The 18,718-nt window shown below is 67.3% G+C and carries 23 protein-coding genes; 22 read left to right on the top strand and 1 reads right to left on the bottom strand.

What is annotated here, in order from left to right; genetic code table 11:
* The first annotated feature begins 42 nt into the window (after positions 1-42).
* From G572_RS0118970 to G572_RS0118935, 8 genes are all read left to right on the top strand, one after another.
* Complete coding sequence (locus G572_RS0118970) at positions 43-1,323, top strand: phage major capsid protein (RefSeq protein WP_029059826.1); 1,281 nt, start codon at positions 43-45, stop codon at positions 1,321-1,323.
* 97 nt (positions 1,324-1,420) lie between these two features.
* Complete coding sequence (locus G572_RS0118965) at positions 1,421-1,990, top strand: head-tail connector protein (RefSeq protein ID WP_029059825.1); 570 nt, start codon at positions 1,421-1,423, stop codon at positions 1,988-1,990.
* The gene (locus tag G572_RS0118960) at positions 1,987-2,310 is read left to right on the top strand and encodes a head-tail adaptor protein (protein ID WP_037547464.1); all 324 of its coding nucleotides are present in this window, start codon (positions 1,987-1,989) and stop codon (positions 2,308-2,310) included. The genes G572_RS0118965 and G572_RS0118960 overlap by 4 nt, the downstream gene beginning before the upstream one ends.
* Positions 2,307-2,714: a DUF3168 domain-containing protein gene (locus G572_RS0118955; RefSeq protein WP_029059823.1), complete on the top strand. Its 408-nt coding sequence runs from the start codon at positions 2,307-2,309 to the stop codon at positions 2,712-2,714. The genes G572_RS0118960 and G572_RS0118955 overlap by 4 nt, the downstream gene beginning before the upstream one ends.
* Before the next feature lie 55 nt (positions 2,715-2,769).
* Complete coding sequence (locus G572_RS0118950; protein ID WP_029059822.1) at positions 2,770-3,183, top strand: phage major tail protein, TP901-1 family; 414 nt, start codon at positions 2,770-2,772, stop codon at positions 3,181-3,183.
* A 3-nt stretch (positions 3,184-3,186) separates the two neighbouring features.
* A complete protein-coding gene (locus tag G572_RS24705) occupies positions 3,187-3,546 on the top strand; it encodes a gene transfer agent family protein (RefSeq protein ID WP_051242746.1) in 360 nt (119 codons plus the stop codon).
* Positions 3,543-3,761: a phage tail assembly chaperone gene (locus tag G572_RS0118940; protein ID WP_029059821.1), complete on the top strand. Its 219-nt coding sequence runs from the start codon at positions 3,543-3,545 to the stop codon at positions 3,759-3,761. The genes G572_RS24705 and G572_RS0118940 overlap by 4 nt, the downstream gene beginning before the upstream one ends.
* Positions 3,758-4,351: a phage tail tape measure protein gene (locus tag G572_RS0118935; RefSeq protein WP_051242744.1), complete on the top strand. Its 594-nt coding sequence runs from the start codon at positions 3,758-3,760 to the stop codon at positions 4,349-4,351. The genes G572_RS0118940 and G572_RS0118935 overlap by 4 nt, the downstream gene beginning before the upstream one ends.
* 38 nt (positions 4,352-4,389) lie before the next feature.
* On the opposite strand, the gene G572_RS0118930 is transcribed toward G572_RS0118935, so the two are convergent.
* Positions 4,390-4,629 (bottom strand): HP1242/YdcH family protein, encoded by a 240-nt coding sequence (locus tag G572_RS0118930; protein ID WP_029059819.1) that lies wholly within the window; start codon positions 4,627-4,629, stop codon positions 4,390-4,392.
* 137 nt (positions 4,630-4,766) lie between these two features.
* Here G572_RS0118930 and G572_RS0118925 point away from each other — a divergent pair, with 137 nt between their 5' ends.
* From G572_RS0118925 to ccmE, 14 genes are all read left to right on the top strand, one after another.
* Complete coding sequence (locus tag G572_RS0118925; RefSeq protein WP_029059818.1) at positions 4,767-5,417, top strand: DUF2460 domain-containing protein; 651 nt, start codon at positions 4,767-4,769, stop codon at positions 5,415-5,417.
* A 6-nt stretch (positions 5,418-5,423) separates the two neighbouring features.
* A complete protein-coding gene (locus G572_RS0118920) occupies positions 5,424-6,317 on the top strand; it encodes a DUF2163 domain-containing protein (protein WP_029059817.1) in 894 nt (297 codons plus the stop codon).
* Between the two features lie 49 nt (positions 6,318-6,366).
* On the top strand, positions 6,367-6,810 hold the full coding sequence (locus tag G572_RS0118915) for an NlpC/P60 family protein (RefSeq protein WP_029059816.1): 444 nt from the start codon (positions 6,367-6,369) through the stop codon (positions 6,808-6,810).
* Positions 6,798-10,709, top strand: coding sequence for a baseplate multidomain protein megatron (locus G572_RS0118910; RefSeq protein WP_029059815.1), 3,912 nt, complete (start codon positions 6,798-6,800; stop codon positions 10,707-10,709). The genes G572_RS0118915 and G572_RS0118910 overlap by 13 nt, the downstream gene beginning before the upstream one ends.
* Before the next feature lie 46 nt (positions 10,710-10,755).
* A complete protein-coding gene (locus G572_RS24700) occupies positions 10,756-11,577 on the top strand; it encodes a lysozyme (RefSeq protein WP_051242743.1) in 822 nt (273 codons plus the stop codon).
* Between the two features lie 41 nt (positions 11,578-11,618).
* Positions 11,619-11,828 (top strand): hypothetical protein, encoded by a 210-nt coding sequence (locus tag G572_RS0118900; RefSeq protein ID WP_029060256.1) that lies wholly within the window; start codon positions 11,619-11,621, stop codon positions 11,826-11,828.
* Entirely contained in the window at positions 11,825-12,241 is a 417-nt protein-coding gene (locus G572_RS0118895; RefSeq protein WP_037547461.1) for a hypothetical protein, read from the top strand. The genes G572_RS0118900 and G572_RS0118895 overlap by 4 nt, the downstream gene beginning before the upstream one ends.
* A gap of 90 nt (positions 12,242-12,331) precedes the next feature.
* On the top strand, positions 12,332-12,649 hold the full coding sequence (locus G572_RS0118890) for a PepSY domain-containing protein (protein ID WP_208979157.1): 318 nt from the start codon (positions 12,332-12,334) through the stop codon (positions 12,647-12,649).
* Positions 12,650-12,683: 34 nt separating this feature from the next.
* Positions 12,684-13,349, top strand: a complete 666-nt coding sequence (locus tag G572_RS0118885; protein WP_208979156.1) for a response regulator transcription factor — start codon at positions 12,684-12,686, stop codon at positions 13,347-13,349.
* A complete protein-coding gene (locus G572_RS24695; protein ID WP_051242739.1) occupies positions 13,342-14,772 on the top strand; it encodes a sensor histidine kinase in 1,431 nt (476 codons plus the stop codon). The genes G572_RS0118885 and G572_RS24695 overlap by 8 nt, the downstream gene beginning before the upstream one ends.
* A 172-nt stretch (positions 14,773-14,944) precedes the next feature.
* Positions 14,945-15,400, top strand: a complete 456-nt coding sequence (locus G572_RS25635) for an RT0821/Lpp0805 family surface protein (protein WP_051242738.1) — start codon at positions 14,945-14,947, stop codon at positions 15,398-15,400.
* Between the two features lie 140 nt (positions 15,401-15,540).
* On the top strand, positions 15,541-16,950 hold the full coding sequence (locus G572_RS0118870; protein ID WP_029059811.1) for a hypothetical protein: 1,410 nt from the start codon (positions 15,541-15,543) through the stop codon (positions 16,948-16,950).
* Between the two features lie 81 nt (positions 16,951-17,031).
* A complete protein-coding gene (ccmI, locus tag G572_RS0118865; RefSeq protein ID WP_029059810.1) occupies positions 17,032-18,186 on the top strand; it encodes a c-type cytochrome biogenesis protein CcmI in 1,155 nt (384 codons plus the stop codon).
* Positions 18,187-18,238: 52 nt separating this feature from the next.
* A complete protein-coding gene (ccmE, locus tag G572_RS0118860; protein ID WP_029059809.1) occupies positions 18,239-18,676 on the top strand; it encodes a cytochrome c maturation protein CcmE in 438 nt (145 codons plus the stop codon).
* The last annotated feature ends 42 nt before the right edge of the window (positions 18,677-18,718 follow it).

The following is an 18,718-nucleotide window of genomic DNA, read 5'->3' as shown; positions in this document are numbered from 1 at the left end:
CCAAGCGCCGGTCGCACTCACCAAACTGGAGGTCTTTCGACCATGCCTACCGAATTTTCCCAAGCCGGAACGCGTGCCCCGGAGACCAAGGCCGTCACCCATGCCGCTGCTGCGGGAGGGCATCGCGCCGAGCTCGACGACATCCGCGCCACCTTCGATGCCTACCGCGAGACCAATGAGGAACGGCTTGCCGAGATCGAGACGCGCGGCGCCCCCGATCCGCTGACGCAGGACAAAATCACCCGCATCGACGCGCAGCTCGACCGCCAGCAGCGCCGGCTCGATGCAATGGCGCTGAAGTCCGCCCGTCCGCCGCGCGAAACCGCTCAGAACGAGCCGACAGACGGGCTCGCCATGGAGCACAAGGGCGCCTTTGTGTCCTACATACGCAAGGGCCGGGAAGACGGGTTGCGCGCGCTGGAGCAAAAGGCGCTCTCGGTCGGCTCCGACCCCGACGGCGGCTATCTGGTGCCGGACGAGACCGAGACCGCGATCCTGCGCGGCATGACGAGCGTTTCGCCGATCCGCGCCATCGCCGGTGCGCGCCAGGTGTCCTCCAGCGTCTTCAAGAAACCGTTCTCGATTTCCGGTCCGCAGTCGGGTTGGGTCGCGGAAACCGCCGCCCGCCCGCAGACCGGCGCGCCGACGCTCTCCGAACTCGCCTTCCCGACGATGGAGCTCTACGCCATGCCGGCCGCGACGCCGTCGTTGCTGGAAGACGCGGCGGTGGATGTCGATGCCTGGATCGCGGAGGAGGTGGAGCTGGCCTTCGCCGAACAGGAGGGGACGGCCTTCGTGACCGGCGACGGCGTCAACAAGCCGCGCGGCTTTCTCGACTACACGCGTGTGGCGGAGACGTCCTGGAGCTGGGGCAATCTCGGTCAGCTCACCACCGGCGTGGCGGGGGCCTTTCCCGCCTCCGATCCCGGCGACACGCTGATCGACCTGGTCTATGCGCTGAAGAGCGGCTACCGGCAGAACGCCGGCTTCGTGATGAACCGCCGCACCCAGGCCGTGGTGCGCAAGATGAAGGACGCCGACGGCAACTATCTGTGGCAGCCGCCGGCAACCGTCGGCGCGCCGGCCACCTTGATGACCTTTCCGCTCACCGAGGCGGAGGACATGCCCGACATTGCGACCGATGCGCCGGCCATCGCCTTTGGCGACTTCCGCCGGGGCTATCTGGTGGTCGACCGAACGGGCGTGCGCATCCTGCGCGATCCCTATTCGGCCAAGCCCTACGTGCTGTTCTACACGACCAAGCGCGTCGGCGGCGGTGTGCAGGACTTCGACGCGATCAAGCTCCTGACTTTCTCCGCCTGACCTTTTCGGTCTGACCGGTTGCGGGGGCCGCCGCACGGGCGGCCCCCCGTTTTCCCGATTGCTCCCTTCAACTGCCATCCCGTTGGAAAGGACCGCCATGACGGCGATTGTGACGACCCCGCCGGCGCTCGAACCGGTGACGCTGGAAGAGGCGCGTGCCCATCTCAGGGTGAGCGGGACCGAAGAAGATACGCTGATCGCGCGCCTGATCGAGGCGGCGCGCCAGCACCTCGAGCGCGTCGCGCGCCGCGCGCTCGTCACGCAGGGCTGGCGTCTGTATCTCGATGCCTGGCCGCCTGGCCGCATCATTCGCCTGCCGGTCGGACCGGTCCAGTCCGTCGACAGCATCACGGTTTATGACGGCGACGGCCTGCCGGTGACGCTGGCCGAGGCCGATCACAAGCTGGACGGACAGGCGGAACCGCCGCGGCTCCGGGTGGCCGCCGCCGCACCCGCGTCGATTTCCGGCTTCAATGGTATCGAGGTGGAATTCACCGCCGGCTATGGCGTCGACGGCGATGCCGTGCCGCAGGTCCTGCGACAGGCGATCCTGGTGCTTGTTTCCCACTGGTTCGACAATCGGGCTGCGGGGTTCGACGCGGCGACGGCGGGCGTGCCGGCGGGCTGGTCGGCCCTTCTTGCGCCCTATCGGATGCTCAGGCTGTGAGCGCGGCGGACAGGCTCGACCGGGCAATGCGGCTTGCACGGCCGGACCGGATCGAGGCGGCGGACGGGGAGGCGGAGACCGTCTTTACCGACGTCGGGGCGGTGTTCGTGGCGCTCGCGCCGGCGGGACTTGCGGAGCGGCAGGCGAGCGGACGGCTCGACGGTATCGCGACCCATGTGGCGCGACTGCGCAGCGGCTCCGGCATTGCCGGCGGCTGGCGTCTTGCCGAGGGCGTGCGCGTCTTTCGCGTCCTTGCTGTCGACGATGCCCGTCGCCGTTCCGGTCTGGTGACATGCGTGCTTGAGGAGGAGATGCGATGAGCGCCCAGGCAGATGTACGTGGCGCGATCATTGCCGCCCTGCGCGCCGATGCGGCCCTGACCGCGTTGATCGGAGCGGACCGGGTCCACGACGGCGCCCCGCGCGGCGCTGCCATCCCCTTCGTCGATCTCGGCGCGGTGGAAACGCGTCTTTTGACGGCGGAGCCGGCCGAGGGCGAACGCCACACCGTCGAGGTTCTGGCCTATTCGCGAAAGCCCGCACGCGGCGAAGTCAGCGACATCCTGTCCGCGATCCGCGACGTGCTGGTGCTCCTCGGTTCGACCGTTGGCGCCCAACGCCTCGTGCATGCGTCCGATCCGGTGATGCGCAGCGAGCGTCAGCGCGACGGGCGCGGATGGCGGGGACGGCTGACCGTCAGGATCGTCACCGAACCGGCCGCCTGAGGGCCGCGCCCCCGGGCGGGCCGAACCGAAAGTCATGTGAAAAGGGGAGAATGCGATGGCCGCTCAGGCAGGCAAGGACCTTTTGTTGAAATGCGACACCGACGGTGTCGGCACATTCGCCACGGTGGCGGGTCTGCGCGCACGGCGCATCGCGCTCAATGCCGCAAGCGTCGACATCACCGATGCCGACAGCGCGGGCCGTTGGCGCGAGCTTCTGGCGGGCGCCGGCACCCGTTCCGCGAGCCTGTCCGGCTCCGGCATCTTTCGTGATGCGAGCGCCGATGAAACGGTGCGCGGCCTGTTCTTCGACGGGATCATCCGCGACTGGCAGGTGGTGGTGCCGGATTTCGGAACGATCGCCGGGCGCTTCCAGATCGTGGGGCTGGAATACTCCGGCACCCACGACGGCGAGGTGACCTATGAGATCGCGCTGGAATCCGCCGGCGAACTGACGTTTGCGGGGAGCTAGGCGATGACAAACCTGCATCGCGGCGAGGTCTCCGCCGTTCTCGGCGGCCGGCGCCGCACGCTCGTTCTCACGCTTGGCGCGCTCGCAGAGCTGGAAAGCGCCTTCGCAGCCACGGATCTCTCCGCCCTGGCGGAGCGTTTCGGGCAGGGGCGATTTTCCGCAAGCGATCTCGCCCGCATCATCGGCGCCGGCTTGCGGGGCGCGGGGGAGGAGGTCGACGACGCGGCGGTCCTCGCCATGGAGATCGACGGCGGCTTGCCCGCGCTTACCCGTGTGGCGGCCCGGCTGCTTCATGTCACCTTTTGTGGCGATCAGGGGCAAGCGACGGGCGCACCGGAGGCGCATGATCCCGCAAACCCTTGAGTGCCGCGGGCGATGCCCCGCCCGCGGCGTTTCCCTGGGCCGATGTCATCCGGGCCTGTCTGGTGACACTGGGCTGGTCGCCAAGGACCATGTGGGCCGCGACCCCGCGCGAGATTGCGGCCGCGCTGGGCCGGCCCTCCGGCGGCCGCCCGATGTTGTCGCGCAAACGCCTTGAGGCACTGATGCACCGCTTTCCCGACGGAGACACGCCATGACCGAGACCACGCAAGCCACCCTGGATCTGCCCGCAAGGGAGGCGGAAGACCTGAAGCGGACCATGGGCGACATCCACATCGCCTCCAGACAGATCGCATCCGCGCTGTCGGATGGCCTCACGCAGGCCGTCAGGAACGGCAAGGCGCTGGATGCGGTGTTTCGCTCCATCGCACTGTCGCTCTCCGACATGGCCCTGAAAACGGCGATGGGCCAGCTCGAGAAGGGGCTGGCGCAGGGCCTTGGCAGTTTCGCGACGGGGCTGGCGTCGAGCTTCCTGTCGCCGGGAAAGGGGATCTTGCCCTTCGCCAAGGGCGGCGTCGTGGCGTCGCCGACCTATTTTCCGCTGGGCAAGGCCGGTGGCGGCAGCGCGTCGACCGGCGTGATGGGCGAAGCGGGCGCGGAGGCGATCCTGCCGCTGGCGCGCGATGCGCACGGGCGGCTTGGCGTCAGCGGGGCCGGGGGGGCTGCGGCCATGCCGCCGATCGTCTTCAATGTGGAGACGCGGGATGCGGAGAGCTTTGCTCGATCCGAAGCGCAGATCCAGACAATGGTAGCCCGCGCCGTCGGACGGGGACGGCGCGGGCTTTGACGTCGGGCCTGAAGAGGAGGGGCTCAGGCGCCGGCGTTTCAGGCAGCGGCGAGAAGCGCCGCGATTTCGTCCTTCAGATGAAGCCGCTTCTTCTTGAGCTCTTCCAGAGCCTCGTCGGATGCGGGTTCGACGTCTGTCTCGATGCGGTGAATTTCGCGGTTTACCGCATGATACTCATCCGCGAGTTTCGCGAAGTGCGCGTTGGAAAGCTTGAGCGCATGCAGCGCCTCTGTCTTTTCCGGGAACTCTTCGTGCAGCTCGTGGGGAACGTGACTCATGCAATCGGTACCTCCGTTGTTGGGAACACCATGCGCGTCGCATAGCCGTCGTGCTTTGAGCAAGATCAAACCAGGCATTTGTCCGAGGTTTTTTGCACAGCCTCGTCGATGGATCGCCGAACGCGGGAGGCACGCCTATGCCGGCATTCTTGGAGGAGCGGTTTCCGCTCGGGATCGCCTTTGGCGCAACCGGCGGTCCGCAATGGCGCACCGAAGTGGTGGCGCTGGCGTCGGGCGCGGAAGCCCGCAATGCGCGCTGGGCGGGGTCGCGACGCCGCTACGATGCCGGCACCGGCGTGCGGTCGCTTGCAGATCTCCAGGCGGTGGCGGCCTTCTTCGAACGCATGCACGGGCGTCTTTACGGGTTTCGGTTCCGCGATCCCTTCGACAACACCTCCGCCGCAAGCGGGGACACGGTGACACCGCTTGACTGTCTTCTGGCGACAGCCGACGGGGCCGCGTCGAGTTTTGCGCTGACCAAGACCTATGGCAGCGGCGATTTCATCCGCAAGCGGCCGATCGCCAAGCCGGTGGACGGCAGCGTGCGCGTCGCCCTCGACGGGGTGGAACTGGCGGCGGGGACGGATTTCACCTGCGATCCGGCGACCGGCACCGTGGCACTTGCGGCCGGACCTCCGGCGTCCGGGGTTCAGGTGACGGCGGGGTTCCGGTTCGACGTGCCGGTGCGTTTCGACACCGACCGGCTGGAACTCGGCCTGACCCATGTGGAGGCGGGGCGCGTTCCCACGATCCCGCTTGTCGAAGTCGACCCGGACGCGGAGGCCTGACATCCGATGAAGACGATTTCGCCGCAAACGGCGGCCCGGTTTGCCGGCGCCGCCACCACCCGCGCGACGTGCTGGCGGATCACCCGTCGCGACGGCACGGTGTTCGGCTTTACCGATCATGACCGTGAAATCGCTTTCGATGGAGGGACGTTTCGTCCCGATCTCGGGCTTGAGACCACGGCTGTCACGCTGGAACCTGACTTCGCCGCCGGCACCGCCGAAGTGGCCGGCATCCTGTCGTCGCCGGCAATTTCCGACACGGATCTCGCCGGAGGGCTGTGGGACGGCGCGGCGGTCGAGGTTTTCGCGGTCGACTGGCGCGACCCCGACGTGCGCGTCCTGATGCGGCGCGCGGAGATTGGCGAGGTGACCCGCTCCGGCAAGGCGTTTCGCGCCGAGCTGCGCGGGCTCGCCCATCTCTTCGACCAGCCGCGCGGGCGGGTTTTTTCGCACATTTGCGATGCGGATCTCGGCGACGCGCGTTGCAGGGTCGATCTCGACGCGGGCGGATTTCGCCGCGAGGGCACGGTGCTTTCGGTCATCGACGGTGCAACGCTGAACGTGGAGGGCGTCGACGGCCCCGCGACCGACTGGTTTGCCGGCGGCCGGCTGGAGATTGTCGACGGTCCGCATGCGGGGCTGTCCGGCGAACTCGTCGCCGACCGCCTCGAAAGCGGCGTGCGGGCACTTGCGCTTCTCGCCCCGCTCGCCGTTCTGCCGGCGCCCGGAACGGCCGTGCGCCTCACCGCCGGTTGCGACAAGCGCTTCGCCACCTGTACGGAAAAATTTTCCAACACGCTGAACTTCCAGGGCTTTCCGCATATGCCCGGAACGGACTTCGCGCTTGCCTATCCAAGCCGCGGCGCGGCCGACAACGATGGCGGGCCTTTGGTCGATTGACACGGCCGAACGGCGTTCAAGCCAGGTTTCGGCACAGGGAGACACGATCATGGTGACACGGGATTGCATCCTGCGCGAGGCGCGGGCGTGGATCGGCACGCCCTATCGCCATCAGGCAAGCTGCAAGGGCGCGGGCGCGGATTGCCTGGGGCTGGTGCGCGGCGTCTGGCGAAGCCTTTACGGGGAAGAACCCGAACGGCCGCCGCCCTACACCCGGGGCTGGGCGGAGGAGGGCGGGGCGGACACACTTCTTGGCGCGGCGAACCGCCACATGCAGCCAATTCCACCCGAGACGGCCGGCCCCGGCGACATGTTGCTGTTTCGCTGGCGCGACGGGGCGCTGGTCAAACACGCTGCAATCCTGAGCGGCCCGGCGAGCATGATCCATGCGTATGAGGGGATTTGCGTGACCGAAAGCCCGCTCGTTCCCGCCTGGCGACGGCGTATCGCCGGTGCATTTCTCTTTCCCGGAGTGGCTTCATGGCAACCTTAGTACTGGCGGCCGCGGGCAAGGTGATCGGCGGCTCCCTTCTCGGCGGAGCCGGCGCCATCCTGGGCCAGGCGGCCGGCGCCATTGCCGGCTACGCGCTCGACCAGAACCTGTTCGGCGCCACCCGCAGGACCGAGGGACGGCGGCTGGAAGACCTTTCGGTGCAGTCCTCGGTCGAGGGGGCGAGCCTGCCGATGGTCTACGGCCGCGTGCGCCTTGCCGGCCAGATCATCTGGGCCACCCGGTTCGAGGAGGAGGTCCGGGAAGAAACAAGCGGCGGCAAGGGCGGCGGTGCCCCGCGCACCACCTCACGGACCTATCGCTACTACGCGAATTTCGCCGTGGCGCTGGCGCAAGGCCCGATCAGCCATGTCGGCACCATCTGGGCGGACGGAAAGCCGATGGAACTCGACGGCGTCACCTGGCGCATCCATCACGGCACCGCCGGTCAGGCGCCGGATCCGCTCGTTTCTGCACTGCAAGGCGCATCGCCTGCCTATCGCAACACCGCCTATGTCGTGTTCGAGCGCCTGCCGCTGGATCTTTATGGCGACCGTCTTCCGCAACTGACCTTCGAGGTCGTTCGCTCGATCGAGCCGCTGGAACCGATGGTTCGCGCCATGACGGTGATCCCGGGTGCGGGGGAGTTCGTCTATGCGACCGAACCGGTGACGCGCAGCGTGCGGCCGGGGGTCACCGAAACAATCAACCGCCATATCTCGCATGCACCGAGCAACTGGTCCGCCTCCATTGACGAATTGCTTGCGGTCTGCCCCAACTTGGAACGGGTGGCGCTTGTCGTTTCGTGGTTCGGCGACGATCTCAGGTGCAACGCCTGCACCATCCGCCCGCGCGTGGAAACGACCGGAGGAGGGGTTCAGGGCGCCGTATGGCAGGTCTCCGGCGAGAGCACGGCCACCGCCGCGACCGTCAGCCTGCATGAAGGACGTCCCGCCTATGGCGGCACGCCGGCAGATGCCTCCGTGATCGCTGCAATCCGCGATCTTGCCGCCCGCGGGATCCAGGTTACGCTTCATCCCTTCATCCTGATGGACATTCCCGCCGGCAGTGGCCTGTCCGATCCCTATGGCGGCAGCGAACAGGCAGCCCATCCCTGGCGCGGCAGGATCACGGCGTCGCTCGCGCCGGGGGTGGCCGGATCTCCGGAGGGAACGGCGGCTGTGGCGGGCGAGGTCGCCGCCTTCGCGGGAACCGCGCAGGTCGGGCATTTTCTTCCTCACGCCCAAGGCGTCGGATATTCGGGGCCGGCGGAATGGTCGTTTCGCCGCTTTGTCCTGCATCACGCTCATCTGGCCGCCGTTGCCGGCGGGGTCGATGCGATCCTGCTCGGTTCGGAAATGCGGGGCCTGACCCGGCTTGGTGCGGGCGGGGGAAGCTATCCCTTCGTCGATGTGCTCAAGACGCTTGCCGCCGACGTGAAGAGTGTGCTTCCGGGCGCGAAGGTGAGCTATGCCGCGGACTGGAGCGAATATGGCGCCCATCAACCGGGCGGTGGCGACTTGCGGTTTCCGCTCGATTCCCTGTGGGCGGATGCCAATGTCGATGCGGTCGGGATCAATGCCTATTTTCCGCTTGCCGATGCGCGAGACGGCGGCGATCCGGCCGGCAACACCAATCCCTATGACCGCAGCGTTTTGCGCGCGGCCATCGCCGGGGGCGAGGATTACGACTGGTATTATGCCGACGATGCCGCGCGCGCGGCCGGCATGCGCACCCCCATTACCGACGGCGCCTACGGCAAGCCCTGGGTCTATCGTGCCAAGGACCTCGCCGGCTGGTGGTCGAACCCGCATGTCGAGCGCGCCGCCGGCGTGGAGGTCGGCCCGGCCACGCCATGGGTGCCGGGATCGAAGCCGATCTGGTTCACCGAACTCGGCGTGCCGGCCATCGATAAAGGCGCGAACCAGCCGAATCTCTTTTTCGACGCCAAGTCGTCGGAGGCGGCATGGCCGCATTTCTCCAACGGCGGGCGCGACGATCTCATCCAGCGGCGGACGCTGGAAACCGTCCTGGCGTGGTGGACCGGCGCGCATCCCGACCTCGCGCCCGGCGACAATCCGGCCTCGCCGCTTTATGGCGCGCCGATGGTCGATGCCGGGCACCTCTATCTGTGGAGCTGGGATGCGCGGCCCTTTCCAGCGTTTCCCAGCCAGACGGATATCTGGGCCGACGGTGTGAACTGGCGGGCCGGTCACTGGCTGAGCGGGCGCCTGGGCAGTGTGTCGGTTGCCGGCCTGGCGCGCGCGCTCGCGGCCGATTTCGGCGTGCCCGACGGCGCGCTGATGACAGGAGACCTGCCCGGGACGCTCGACGGGACGGCCGTGTCGGGTCCGGAAGCTCTGAGGAATGTGCTTGCGCCGCTTCTCGATGCCGCCGGTGCCGTCGCCGTGGATCGCGGTCAGGAGATCGCATTCCTGCCGCGATGGACGCCGCCGGTCGCCCGTCTTGAAGAGGCGGATCTGGCCGTCGACCGTGACACGACGGCCTCGGCCACGGTTCGGCGCGCACAGGACGCGGATCTGCCGGCGGAAATCCGCATTGCCGCGCGGGACGCAGCGCGCGGGCATCGCCGCTATGTCATTTCCTCGAAACGCCGGGAGGGGCACAGCGCCCGGGTGGAGCAGATCGATCTTGCCGCCGCCCTCGATCCGGCCCTGGCGGCCGGCCTTGCGGATCAGCTGTTGCTGGCACGCTGGGGCGCGCGCGAGGAGGTGTCGTTTTCCCTGTCGCCGGGACGGTTGGAACTGGAGCCCGGCGACGTGATCACGCTGGCGGCCGATCAGGCGGCGGGGCGCGGGCGGGATGCATTCTATCGCATCGAGGCGGTGGAGGACGGGGAGACGCGTCGTCTGAGCGCGCGCGCGACCCGGGCTCCGGTTGCGTTGAGGGCCCGCAGTCTGGGCGGGGAGGCGCGCCCGCGCTCCGTGGTCGCCGCGACCGGTGCGGCGGACGTGCTGATCCTCGATCTTCCGACACTGCCGGGCGACACGCAGGCGGCCTCACCGCGGATTGCCGCCTTTGCCGCGCCCTGGCCGGGGGCGGTCGATGTTTTTCGCGTGCGTGGAGGCGGTTCGCCTGTCTTTCACGTCCAATTGACCGCGCCGGCCCTTCTGGTGAAAACGCTGACCGCCCTGCCGGCGGGGCCGGTGGCGCGCTGGGACCGGGTGAGCGAGGTCGATGTGGAAGTCTCCTCCGGAACCTTGTCGCAGGTGCCTGAAAACCAGGTGCTCGGCGGAGCCAATCCGCTTGCCATCGTCGGCGCGGACGGGGACGTGGAGGTGTTGCAGTTTGCCCGGGCCGAATTGATCGGTCCGCGTCGCTACCGGCTCGGCACGCTCCTGCGTGGGGTTCTGGGGACCGAGCGGGCCGCCGCGCGGGAGGTGGCGGCCGGCGCGCGAGGCGCCTTGCTGGACGATGCCGTCGTGCCGCTTCCGGCCTCGCTCGACGAGATCGGTCTGCCGTTCACCTATGCGGTGCTGCCGTCGGGCCTGCCGCTCGACAGTGTTGCGCGCAAGGACGTGGCGCATGTCTGGGACGCGCGCGCGCTGAGGCCCCTGTCGCCGGTGCATCTTGCCGCAAGGCGCGTCTCCGGAAGCGGCGTCGTCTTCTCCTGGATCCGGCGCACGCGGACCGGCGGCGATGCATGGAACACGGTCGATGTTCCGCTCGGCGAGGCACGCGAAGCCTATCTGGCGGAGTTGCTCGATGCGGGCGGCGCCGTGCTGTGGTCGCGGGAGGTGGCTGCGCCCTCGGCCATCTTGTCCGAAGGCGAGGAAATCTCGGTCTTCGGTGCGCCGCAGTCCGTGTTCGTGTTGCGCGTGCGCCAGATTTCCGACGCGGTCGGGCCGGGGATCGAGGGTGTGGAAACCCTCGTCGTTTGAAGCGCTGCACGGCTGGCCCGTGCCGTGTGGGAAGTGGGAGAAATCCATGAAAATCAGCAGGTTGGGGCTGGCGTTCATCGCCGGTCACGAAGGGTTCGTATCGACCGCCTACCGCGATCCGGTCGGTGTTCTCACGATCGGTTACGGCTTTACCATGCGCTCGCGCATCTTCTCCGCATGGTGGAAGACGCGGCACGGTCGCGCGCTGCGCCTTGGCGACGCGATCTCGCGCACCGACGCGGATGCAATCCTGGCGCGGCTGGTCGACGAGGAATACGGCGCAGCGGTCAGGGGGCGCCTCGGCGACCTTCCCCAGCACCAGCACGACGCCGCCTGTTCCGTCGCCTACAACCTCGGCCCCCGGGCGCTGACCTGGCGCTGGGCGCGGGCGTTGAAGGCCGGTGACGCGGCCAGGGCCGCCGCGATCCTGCGCGACAATTACAACACCGCAAGAGGGCGCAAACTCCCGGGACTGGTGCGCCGGCGTCGGGAAGAGGCGCATCTGCTCCTGACCGGGCGTTATCCAGGCCTTGCCACGCAGCCAAAAGCGGACGGATCCGCATTGGCGGCGGGCGGCGAGGGCGCCGGAATGCTCGCGGCGCTGGGCTATGCCGGAACGGATTTCACGAGCGCGACGCGTGCCTTCCAGCGCGATCACCCTCCGCTTGCCGTCGATGGTCTCTTTGGCCCGAAGACGCGGGCGGTGGCCGAACGACGGTTGCGGGCGAAAGACGCGGATCGCGGGTCGGCCCGTCGTTCGCCCGGCCTGCCGCTTCTGGCGGGACTGCTCGGACTGCTCGGACTGGGCATCGGCCTTGTGAAGGCTGCCCGCACCACATGGCGGCGCTGGCGCGCCAGCGCGCGCTGAGACGTATTTCCGCGCATTGTTCCAACAGGAAAGGACAGCCCATGCATGGCTGGAAGACGCTGTTATTGAACCTGGCCGCCGCTGTCGGCATCATCGCGCTGGAAGTCCTGCGCTATCTTGCCGATGTCGACTGGAGCGCACATCTGTCGCCGCCGACCGCGCTCTGGCTGGTCGTCGGCGTGAATGTCGCGAACATCGTGCTGCGCCACGTCACATCCGGACCGCCGGCCTGGCGCAGGGGGCGGTCATGACCGTCCTGCTGCAATGGCTGACCGGTCCGCTGCTGCGTGCGGTGCTTACGCATTTCGACCGCCGGGTTGCCGCGCGTAGCGAAAGCGAACGCCTCTCCGCCGATCTCGCCGCACGCTCGATCCGTGCCGAAATGGAGGCCCGCGGTCATGCCCGCGCCGTTCTCCTGGCCGAGCAGGGACGTTTCTGGACCGCGGCGCGGCTGGGGCGGCTGATGTTCGTCGTGCCGCTGGGGATCTGGTGGTCGGCGGTGATCGCCGACAGCATCTTCGCCTTTGCCTGGAGTGTCGCCGCCCTGCCGTCGCCGCTCGATGAATGGGCGGGGGCGATTCTGCTTTCCCTGTTTCTCGTCGACGGCCTTCAGGGAGCGGTGCGCGCGACGCGCGCGCGGCCAGGTTCCGGCCCGGAGGCGTGAGCCGGAAACCGGCGCGCCGCTGCGCAGTCTTTCGGGTTCTTGAAGGACCCGTTCATGTGCTATTCACAGGAAATCGGCTAGGGATCGTGCATGCACAGATATCGCCCCGCCCGGCTCTCAAGAGCCTTCCGCTCCGCACTCTCCGCGTTCGCTTTCGCGGCGGTGCTCGCTGTTGCCGTGCCCGGGTTCGCCCAGGCGCAGTGTCTCGACCAGTCGCAGGCCCGTGCGGCCGTCGCGAACGGCCAGGCGCTCCCGCTCGGGCGCGTGGCCGGATCGGTTGGGGGCGAGATCGTGCGTGCGGACTTGTGTCGCGAGGGCGGACGGCTGGTCTATGTGCTCTCGGTCCTGAGCGGCGGGCGCGTCGACAACCGTGTGGTCGATGCGCAAAGCGGCCGGATCTTGCGCTGACATCAAGGCTTTCAGAAAGGGATTTTGCAAAAAAATGCGATTGCTGGTGGTGGAAGACGACGCGGATCTCAATCGTCAGCTCCGTGAGGCGCTGGAAGAAGCGGGATATGTCGTCGATAGCGCGGCGGACGGTGAGGAAGGGCATTTTCTCGGCGACACGGAGCCCTATGACGCCGTCGTGCTCGATCTCGGCCTGCCGGTGCTCGACGGACTGAGCGTCCTTGAACGCTGGCGGCGCGACGGGCGGACCATGCCTGTGTTGATTCTGACCGCGCGCGATCGATGGTCGGACAAGGTGGCCGGTATCGACGCTGGCGCGGACGACTATGTCGCCAAGCCCTTTCACATGGAAGAAGTGGTCGCGCGTCTGCGCGCGCTTCTGCGCCGCGCCGCCGGGCATGCGAGCAACGAGATCGCGGTGGGCGAGGTGCGTCTCGACATGCGCGCCGGCAAGGTGACCGAGAACGGCACCACGGTGAAGCTGACCTCCCATGAGTTCCGCCTGCTCTCCTATCTGATGCATCACAAGGGCCGCATCGTCTCGCGCACGGAATTGATCGAGCATCTTTACGATCAGGACTTCGACCGCGATTCCAACACGATCGAGGTCTTCGTCGGACGTTTGCGGAAGAAATTCGACACCGGGTTGATCGAAACCGTTCGCGGCCTCGGATACCGGATCGGCGAGGCGGATGGCTGAACCGACCGAAGCGGGCGCGCGTCGGTTTTTTGGCGTGCTGCGCAACCGCTCACTCGCTGCGCGGCTGATTTCGGTTGCCGCCGTCTGGTCCGCGACGGCCATCGTGGTCGCCGGTTTCGTGTTGGTCGCACTCTATCGCGAGGCGAGCGAGCGCGCCTTCGATGCCCGTCTCGACGTTTATGTAAAGGCAATCGTCGGCGAGATGGCCGGCGGCACGCCGGGCGCCCCGGCGGAACCTGGAAACCTCGGCGAGCCGCGTTTCGACCTGCCTGCTTCGGGCTGGTACTGGGTCGTACTCGATGCCCGCAGCGACAAGGTGCTGTTTTCTTCCCTCTCGCTGTTTGGCGACAGGCTGGACTTGCCCGATCTCCCCGTCGACGGAGAACTGCGTTCCGTGATCGTCAGTCCGCGCGGCGCGGAACTGCGGGTCCTTCAACGGCGTATCATCTTTGCAGAGGCTGCCGCTTACCGGATTGCCGTTGCCGGGGACACGCAGGAACTGCGCGAGCGCGAGGCGACATTTGCAGGGCAGGTGACGCTGACGCTTCTCATCCTCGGTATCGGACTGGTGGGCGCGATCGTGCTCCAGGTGCGCATCGGCCTGCGCCCGGTGGCGATGCTTCGCGGTTCGCTCGCCGCCGTGCGGCGGGGCGACGCGGAGACCGTCGAGGAGGACCTTCCACCCGACCTCCGGCCGCTGGCGCAGGAACTCAATGCCCTCGTGCGCTCCAACCGCGAAGTCGTGGAACGGGCCCGCACTCACGTCGGCAATCTGGCGCATGCCCTGAAGACGCCGCTGAGCGTCATCGGCAACGAGGTTCGCGCGGGACAGGTGCCGGATGCGCAAAAGATCGGCGAACAGGCCGCCGTGATGCGCGCCCAGGTCAACCAGCATCTTGAGCGGGCCCGCATGGCCGCTCAACGGCGCGTCATCGGCGTTTCCAGCGAGGTGACACCGGTGCTCGGTCGGCTGGTGAAGGTTATGGCGAAGATCCATGGCGAGCGCGATCTGGATCTATCGCTTTCCGGCGACAGGGGCGTGCGGTTTCGCGGCGAGGAGCATGACCTTGAGGAAATGGCCGGAAACCTGATCGACAACGCCTGCAAATGGGCGGCGACCCGGGTCGAGGTCTCGCTCGAGCGACTTCACGGGCCGGGGCCGGAGCGTCTCGCCATTCGTGTGTCCGACGACGGTCCGGGGCTTTCTCCGGATCAGCGGTCCGAAGCGCTGAAGCGGGGGCGGCGCCTGGACGAGACCGTGCCGGGAACCGGGCTCGGTCTGTCCATTGTCGTCGATCTGGCAACTCTCTACGGCGGTGAGCTCGAGCTGTCTCCTTCTCCGTCGGGCGGGTTGCGCGCCTCGCTTCTTTTGCCGATGCTCGAAGGGGCCGCGGCGGGGACCGCACGCCGGAACGAGGCATGAGACTCCCTGCTGTTGCCAGACGCAGTTCGGCCACAAATGCGTGTAACCTCTGCATTTTGCCGGACACGACCGCGAGCGGCGGCGCAGCCGCTGCAAATACGCGCGGTGGCGATGAAAACGGGGCGTTGACGTCAGGATCCGGACCGGGGCCTGCATGGATGGGGAACTTGGAATGAACGCGTTCAGGCTTGTGCTGGCTGTTGGCCTTGCTGCCTTTGCGGCCGGATGCACCAGTTCGCAGGGGACCGGCGCGACCGGGCCCGTGGTCGTCGGTGACGGCCTGTTCGGCAGTGCGTTCAGCGCCCAGGCCGTGCCGCAGTCGGAAGCCGACCGGGCGTTGGCGGATCTTCTCAAGACCGAAGTCGGCCAGGCAATGTCCGACGCGGACCGCCGGGCAGCGGCGACCGCGCTGCGGGGCGCGCTCGACGTCGACCGCACGGGCGAAACCGTCGAATGGCGCAACCGCACCAGCGGCGCGCGCGGGCGGGTCGTGACGGGCCCGAACTACCAGGTGAACAACATCGTGTGCCGCGACTACACCCACATCGTGCTGATCGACGAGCGTGAAAGCTCGCTGCGCGGGGCGGCCTGCCGCGGCGAAACGGGGACCTGGCAACCGATCACCTGACCGCGCCGTGCGCGCCGCATGGCTTACGTAGCGGCGTTTTATGCGTGCGACAGGGCGGAATCCCTTGCCAACACTTGTTTAATCCTTTTCTGCGACGGTTTCGCTGCGACGTGTCTACGCCTGGGTTGCGAGCGGAAAAAATGCCTGACCGGCACCATCTGACATTGAAGATAAAATCGTACCTGGATGCGCTCTCTCCGCGTGCGATCCAGACGTTGTTGCGTGGCCTCGAGCATGCGCGCTCGCAAGGCTCCGCCGACCCCCACCTCGATCTCATACTCGACGCCTGCCTGAACGCCGTGCGCTCCACGAAGACGCTCGTGCTGGGCGGCGAACCGCGCGAGGGCCGGTTGCAACGGGCGTTTTACCTGCCGATCGAGGACCTCCTGGCCGAGGCGGGACTGACGGGCAAGGTTCCCGGCCGGATCAACCGCGCGAGCCTCCCGCTGATCTGGACCTGGTTGTCCCGCGACGTCGCGCCTGAGCAGTTCTCGAGTGCCGAGAGCGTTTCCATGCGGGTCGAAACAGAGGCGGACGAGGTGGCCACGCTCGCCGAGGATTTGCGCGAATATGCGATTCCACTGATATCTGCCGCGTTGGCCGAAGCACATTCCGATGACCGGGCACATCAGAAAATCGCGATGCTTGTCGGTGGTGAACGGGCGTTGCGCGATCTCGACGACATTCGTGCCGCACTGCAGGCGCGCCCCTGGCTCGACGCCCTGCGCGAGAGCCTGCCCGACCGCCTGACGGAATGGGACTTCAAGAGCGGAAGCCCGTCGCTCATCCGGATCAAGGCTGTCATGGACCGGCATGCCGAGCAGGCGCCGTTGATCGCATCGGTCGTGCTCAGCCGCGTGGAAGTCGCAGACATGTTGCTGTCCCTGACGGCGAATCTCGTCGGCTCGACGTCGATCAAGAAAATGGCTGCGTCTTCCTATGCCGTTTTTGCCGAAATGGCGTTTTCGGAAGTCGAGCGGTATTCCGCGATTGCCTGTGGTGCCTGTTCGAACGAGGATTTTGCCGAAGCGCTGAACGCCTACTGCCGGCTTATGAAGACAATCGATCGCCATTACGATCTTGCCGAATCCGGCTCGTGGCAGCAACGCATGGCACTGACCCGGCGCTCCGTGTCGGCCTTGGTCACGCGCGAGCTGGAGGCGATGACCGGCAATGTGCGGCGCGCACTCCTCGTGCCCAAGCTTGACGAGATCGGGGAACCGAAGACCGACATGGCGGCGATTGAAGAGGCGCAGCGCGGCATGATGCTGCTCGACAAGATGCGCGACGCCGCCGACAACCTTGCCGTGAATGAAATCACCGCGCGGACACGCACGGCGCTCGATCAGTCGCTGGAAATCAAGACCCGCGCGCTGCTCTCCGCTCTGCCGGACACCGTCGATGGTGCGCGCAAGGCCCATCTGGTTGCCGTCGATGCCGCAATCGGTCTGTGCGAAAGCTATTTCGGCAAGGAATATGCCGATCAGTTGCGCCGCAGCCGCAAAACGGCGCTTGCGACAAAACCGAAGGCGCGAACCGCGACCGGCTGACCTGCGACACTTGCCCGCGACGCCCTGTCACAGTCCGGTTTTGCTTGCGGAAAGCCGCAAGTCGCGGTCTATATGCTCGTCATGATGATTTGGATTGTATTCTCCGTTCTGGCGGTTGCAGCTGCCCTTTCGGTGCTGGTTCCCCTGACGCGTTCCGGTCGGGGCCAGCGTGAGTCCGGCGCTTACGATGTCGAGGTTTACAAGGCCCAGCTTGGCGAAGTTGACCGTGATCTCGATCGCGGACTGATCTCCGAGGAAGCGGCGGAAGCCGCGCGCACGGAAATCGCCCGCCGGCTGATTGCCGCGGATACCGCAGAGGCCGACGTCGGCGAAGCGAAGGAAGGCGGCGCCGCTGCGCGCACCTCGTCGCGCGCCGGATTGCGCTTTGCGCAGATCCTGGCCGTGATCGCGGTTCCGCTTGGCGCAATCGGGCTCTATACCTCCATCGGCTCGCCGGATTTGCCGGACCAGCCGCTTGTCGCGCGTCTCGAGGCGCCCGTTCTCAACCGTTCTCTTCCGGATCTGGTGGCGCGGGTCGAGCAGCGTCTCGCCGAAGAACCGTCCGACGGTCGCGGATGGGATGTCATCGCGCCGGCCTACATGCGGCTTGGCCGCGCCGCGGACGCTGCTGCTGCCTATGCAGCTGCCATTCGGATCCTGGGATCGACCGTGCGCCGGGAAACCGATCGCGGTGAAGCACTGGTGATCGCCAACAACGGCATCGTCGGCGTGGATGCCCGCGAAGCCTTCGAGCGCGCCGTGGCGCTGGACCCAAGCGCGATCAAGCCACGCTTTTTCCTGGCACTTGCCCTGACCCAGGAAAACCGCAAGGAAGACGCGGTTGCCGCGTGGACCGCGTTGCTGGACGATGCGCAGGGCGGCGAGGCCTGGGCCGAGGCGGTGCGGGTCGAGCTTGCCAAACTCGGGGTCGAGGCGCCGCCACCGGTTGCCGCCGCGCCGGGACCGAGCCAGGACGAGATCGCCGCGGCCGCGCAGATGAACGCGGAGGATCGCTCCGAAATGATCCGCGGGATGGTTGACCGGCTCGACACGCGTCTGTCGGAGGAGGGCGGCACGGCTGATGAATGGTTGCGGCTGATGCGCGCCGTCGCGGTGCTGGGCGATGCCGACCGGCTGCGCGATACGGCGACACGGGCCGAAGAGGCCCTGAAGAGCGATCCGGCAGCGGTTGCGCAGGTAAAATCCCTGGCACGCGACCTTGGTGGCGGGTCTTGAGTTTCGAAACGGGGCGCGGGGGCGTCGTTGATGGGATCGCACCGGGACTGACATGACGCGCAAACAAAGACGTCTTACCATGATCGCCGCGGCCGGCAGTGTGCTTGCCGTTGCGGTCGGCCTGATCCTTTTCGCCCTGAACGACAGGATCGTCTTCTTCCAGAGCCCGAGCGACATCGTGGCCGGCGGTCTTCCGGACGGCCAGCGGATCCGCCTTGGCGGGCTCGTCGCCGACGGAAGCGTGCAGCGCGGCGAGAATGCACAGGTTCGCTTCAAGGTCACCGACACCGTGGAAACGGTCGATGTTGTCTATGTCGGACTGTTGCCGGACCTTTTTCGAGAAGGGCAGGGCGTGGTCACCGAGGGCGTGATTGCACCCGACGGGGTCTTTCGCGCCGACAATGTTCTGGCCAAGCACGACGAGAACTACATGCCCAAGGAAGTCGCCGACGCCCTCAAGGGCAAGGGCGTTTGGCAGGGCGAACAATAGGCCCGCTGTCATGCGTGTGATTTGACCTGCATCGGAGGCTGC

This window comes from Stappia stellulata DSM 5886, assembly GCF_000423705.1.
Classification (GTDB): domain Bacteria; phylum Pseudomonadota; class Alphaproteobacteria; order Rhizobiales; family Stappiaceae; genus Stappia; species Stappia stellulata.
Note: the sequence above shows the minus strand (reverse complement) of the source record. Positions and strands in the feature narration are given on the sequence as shown.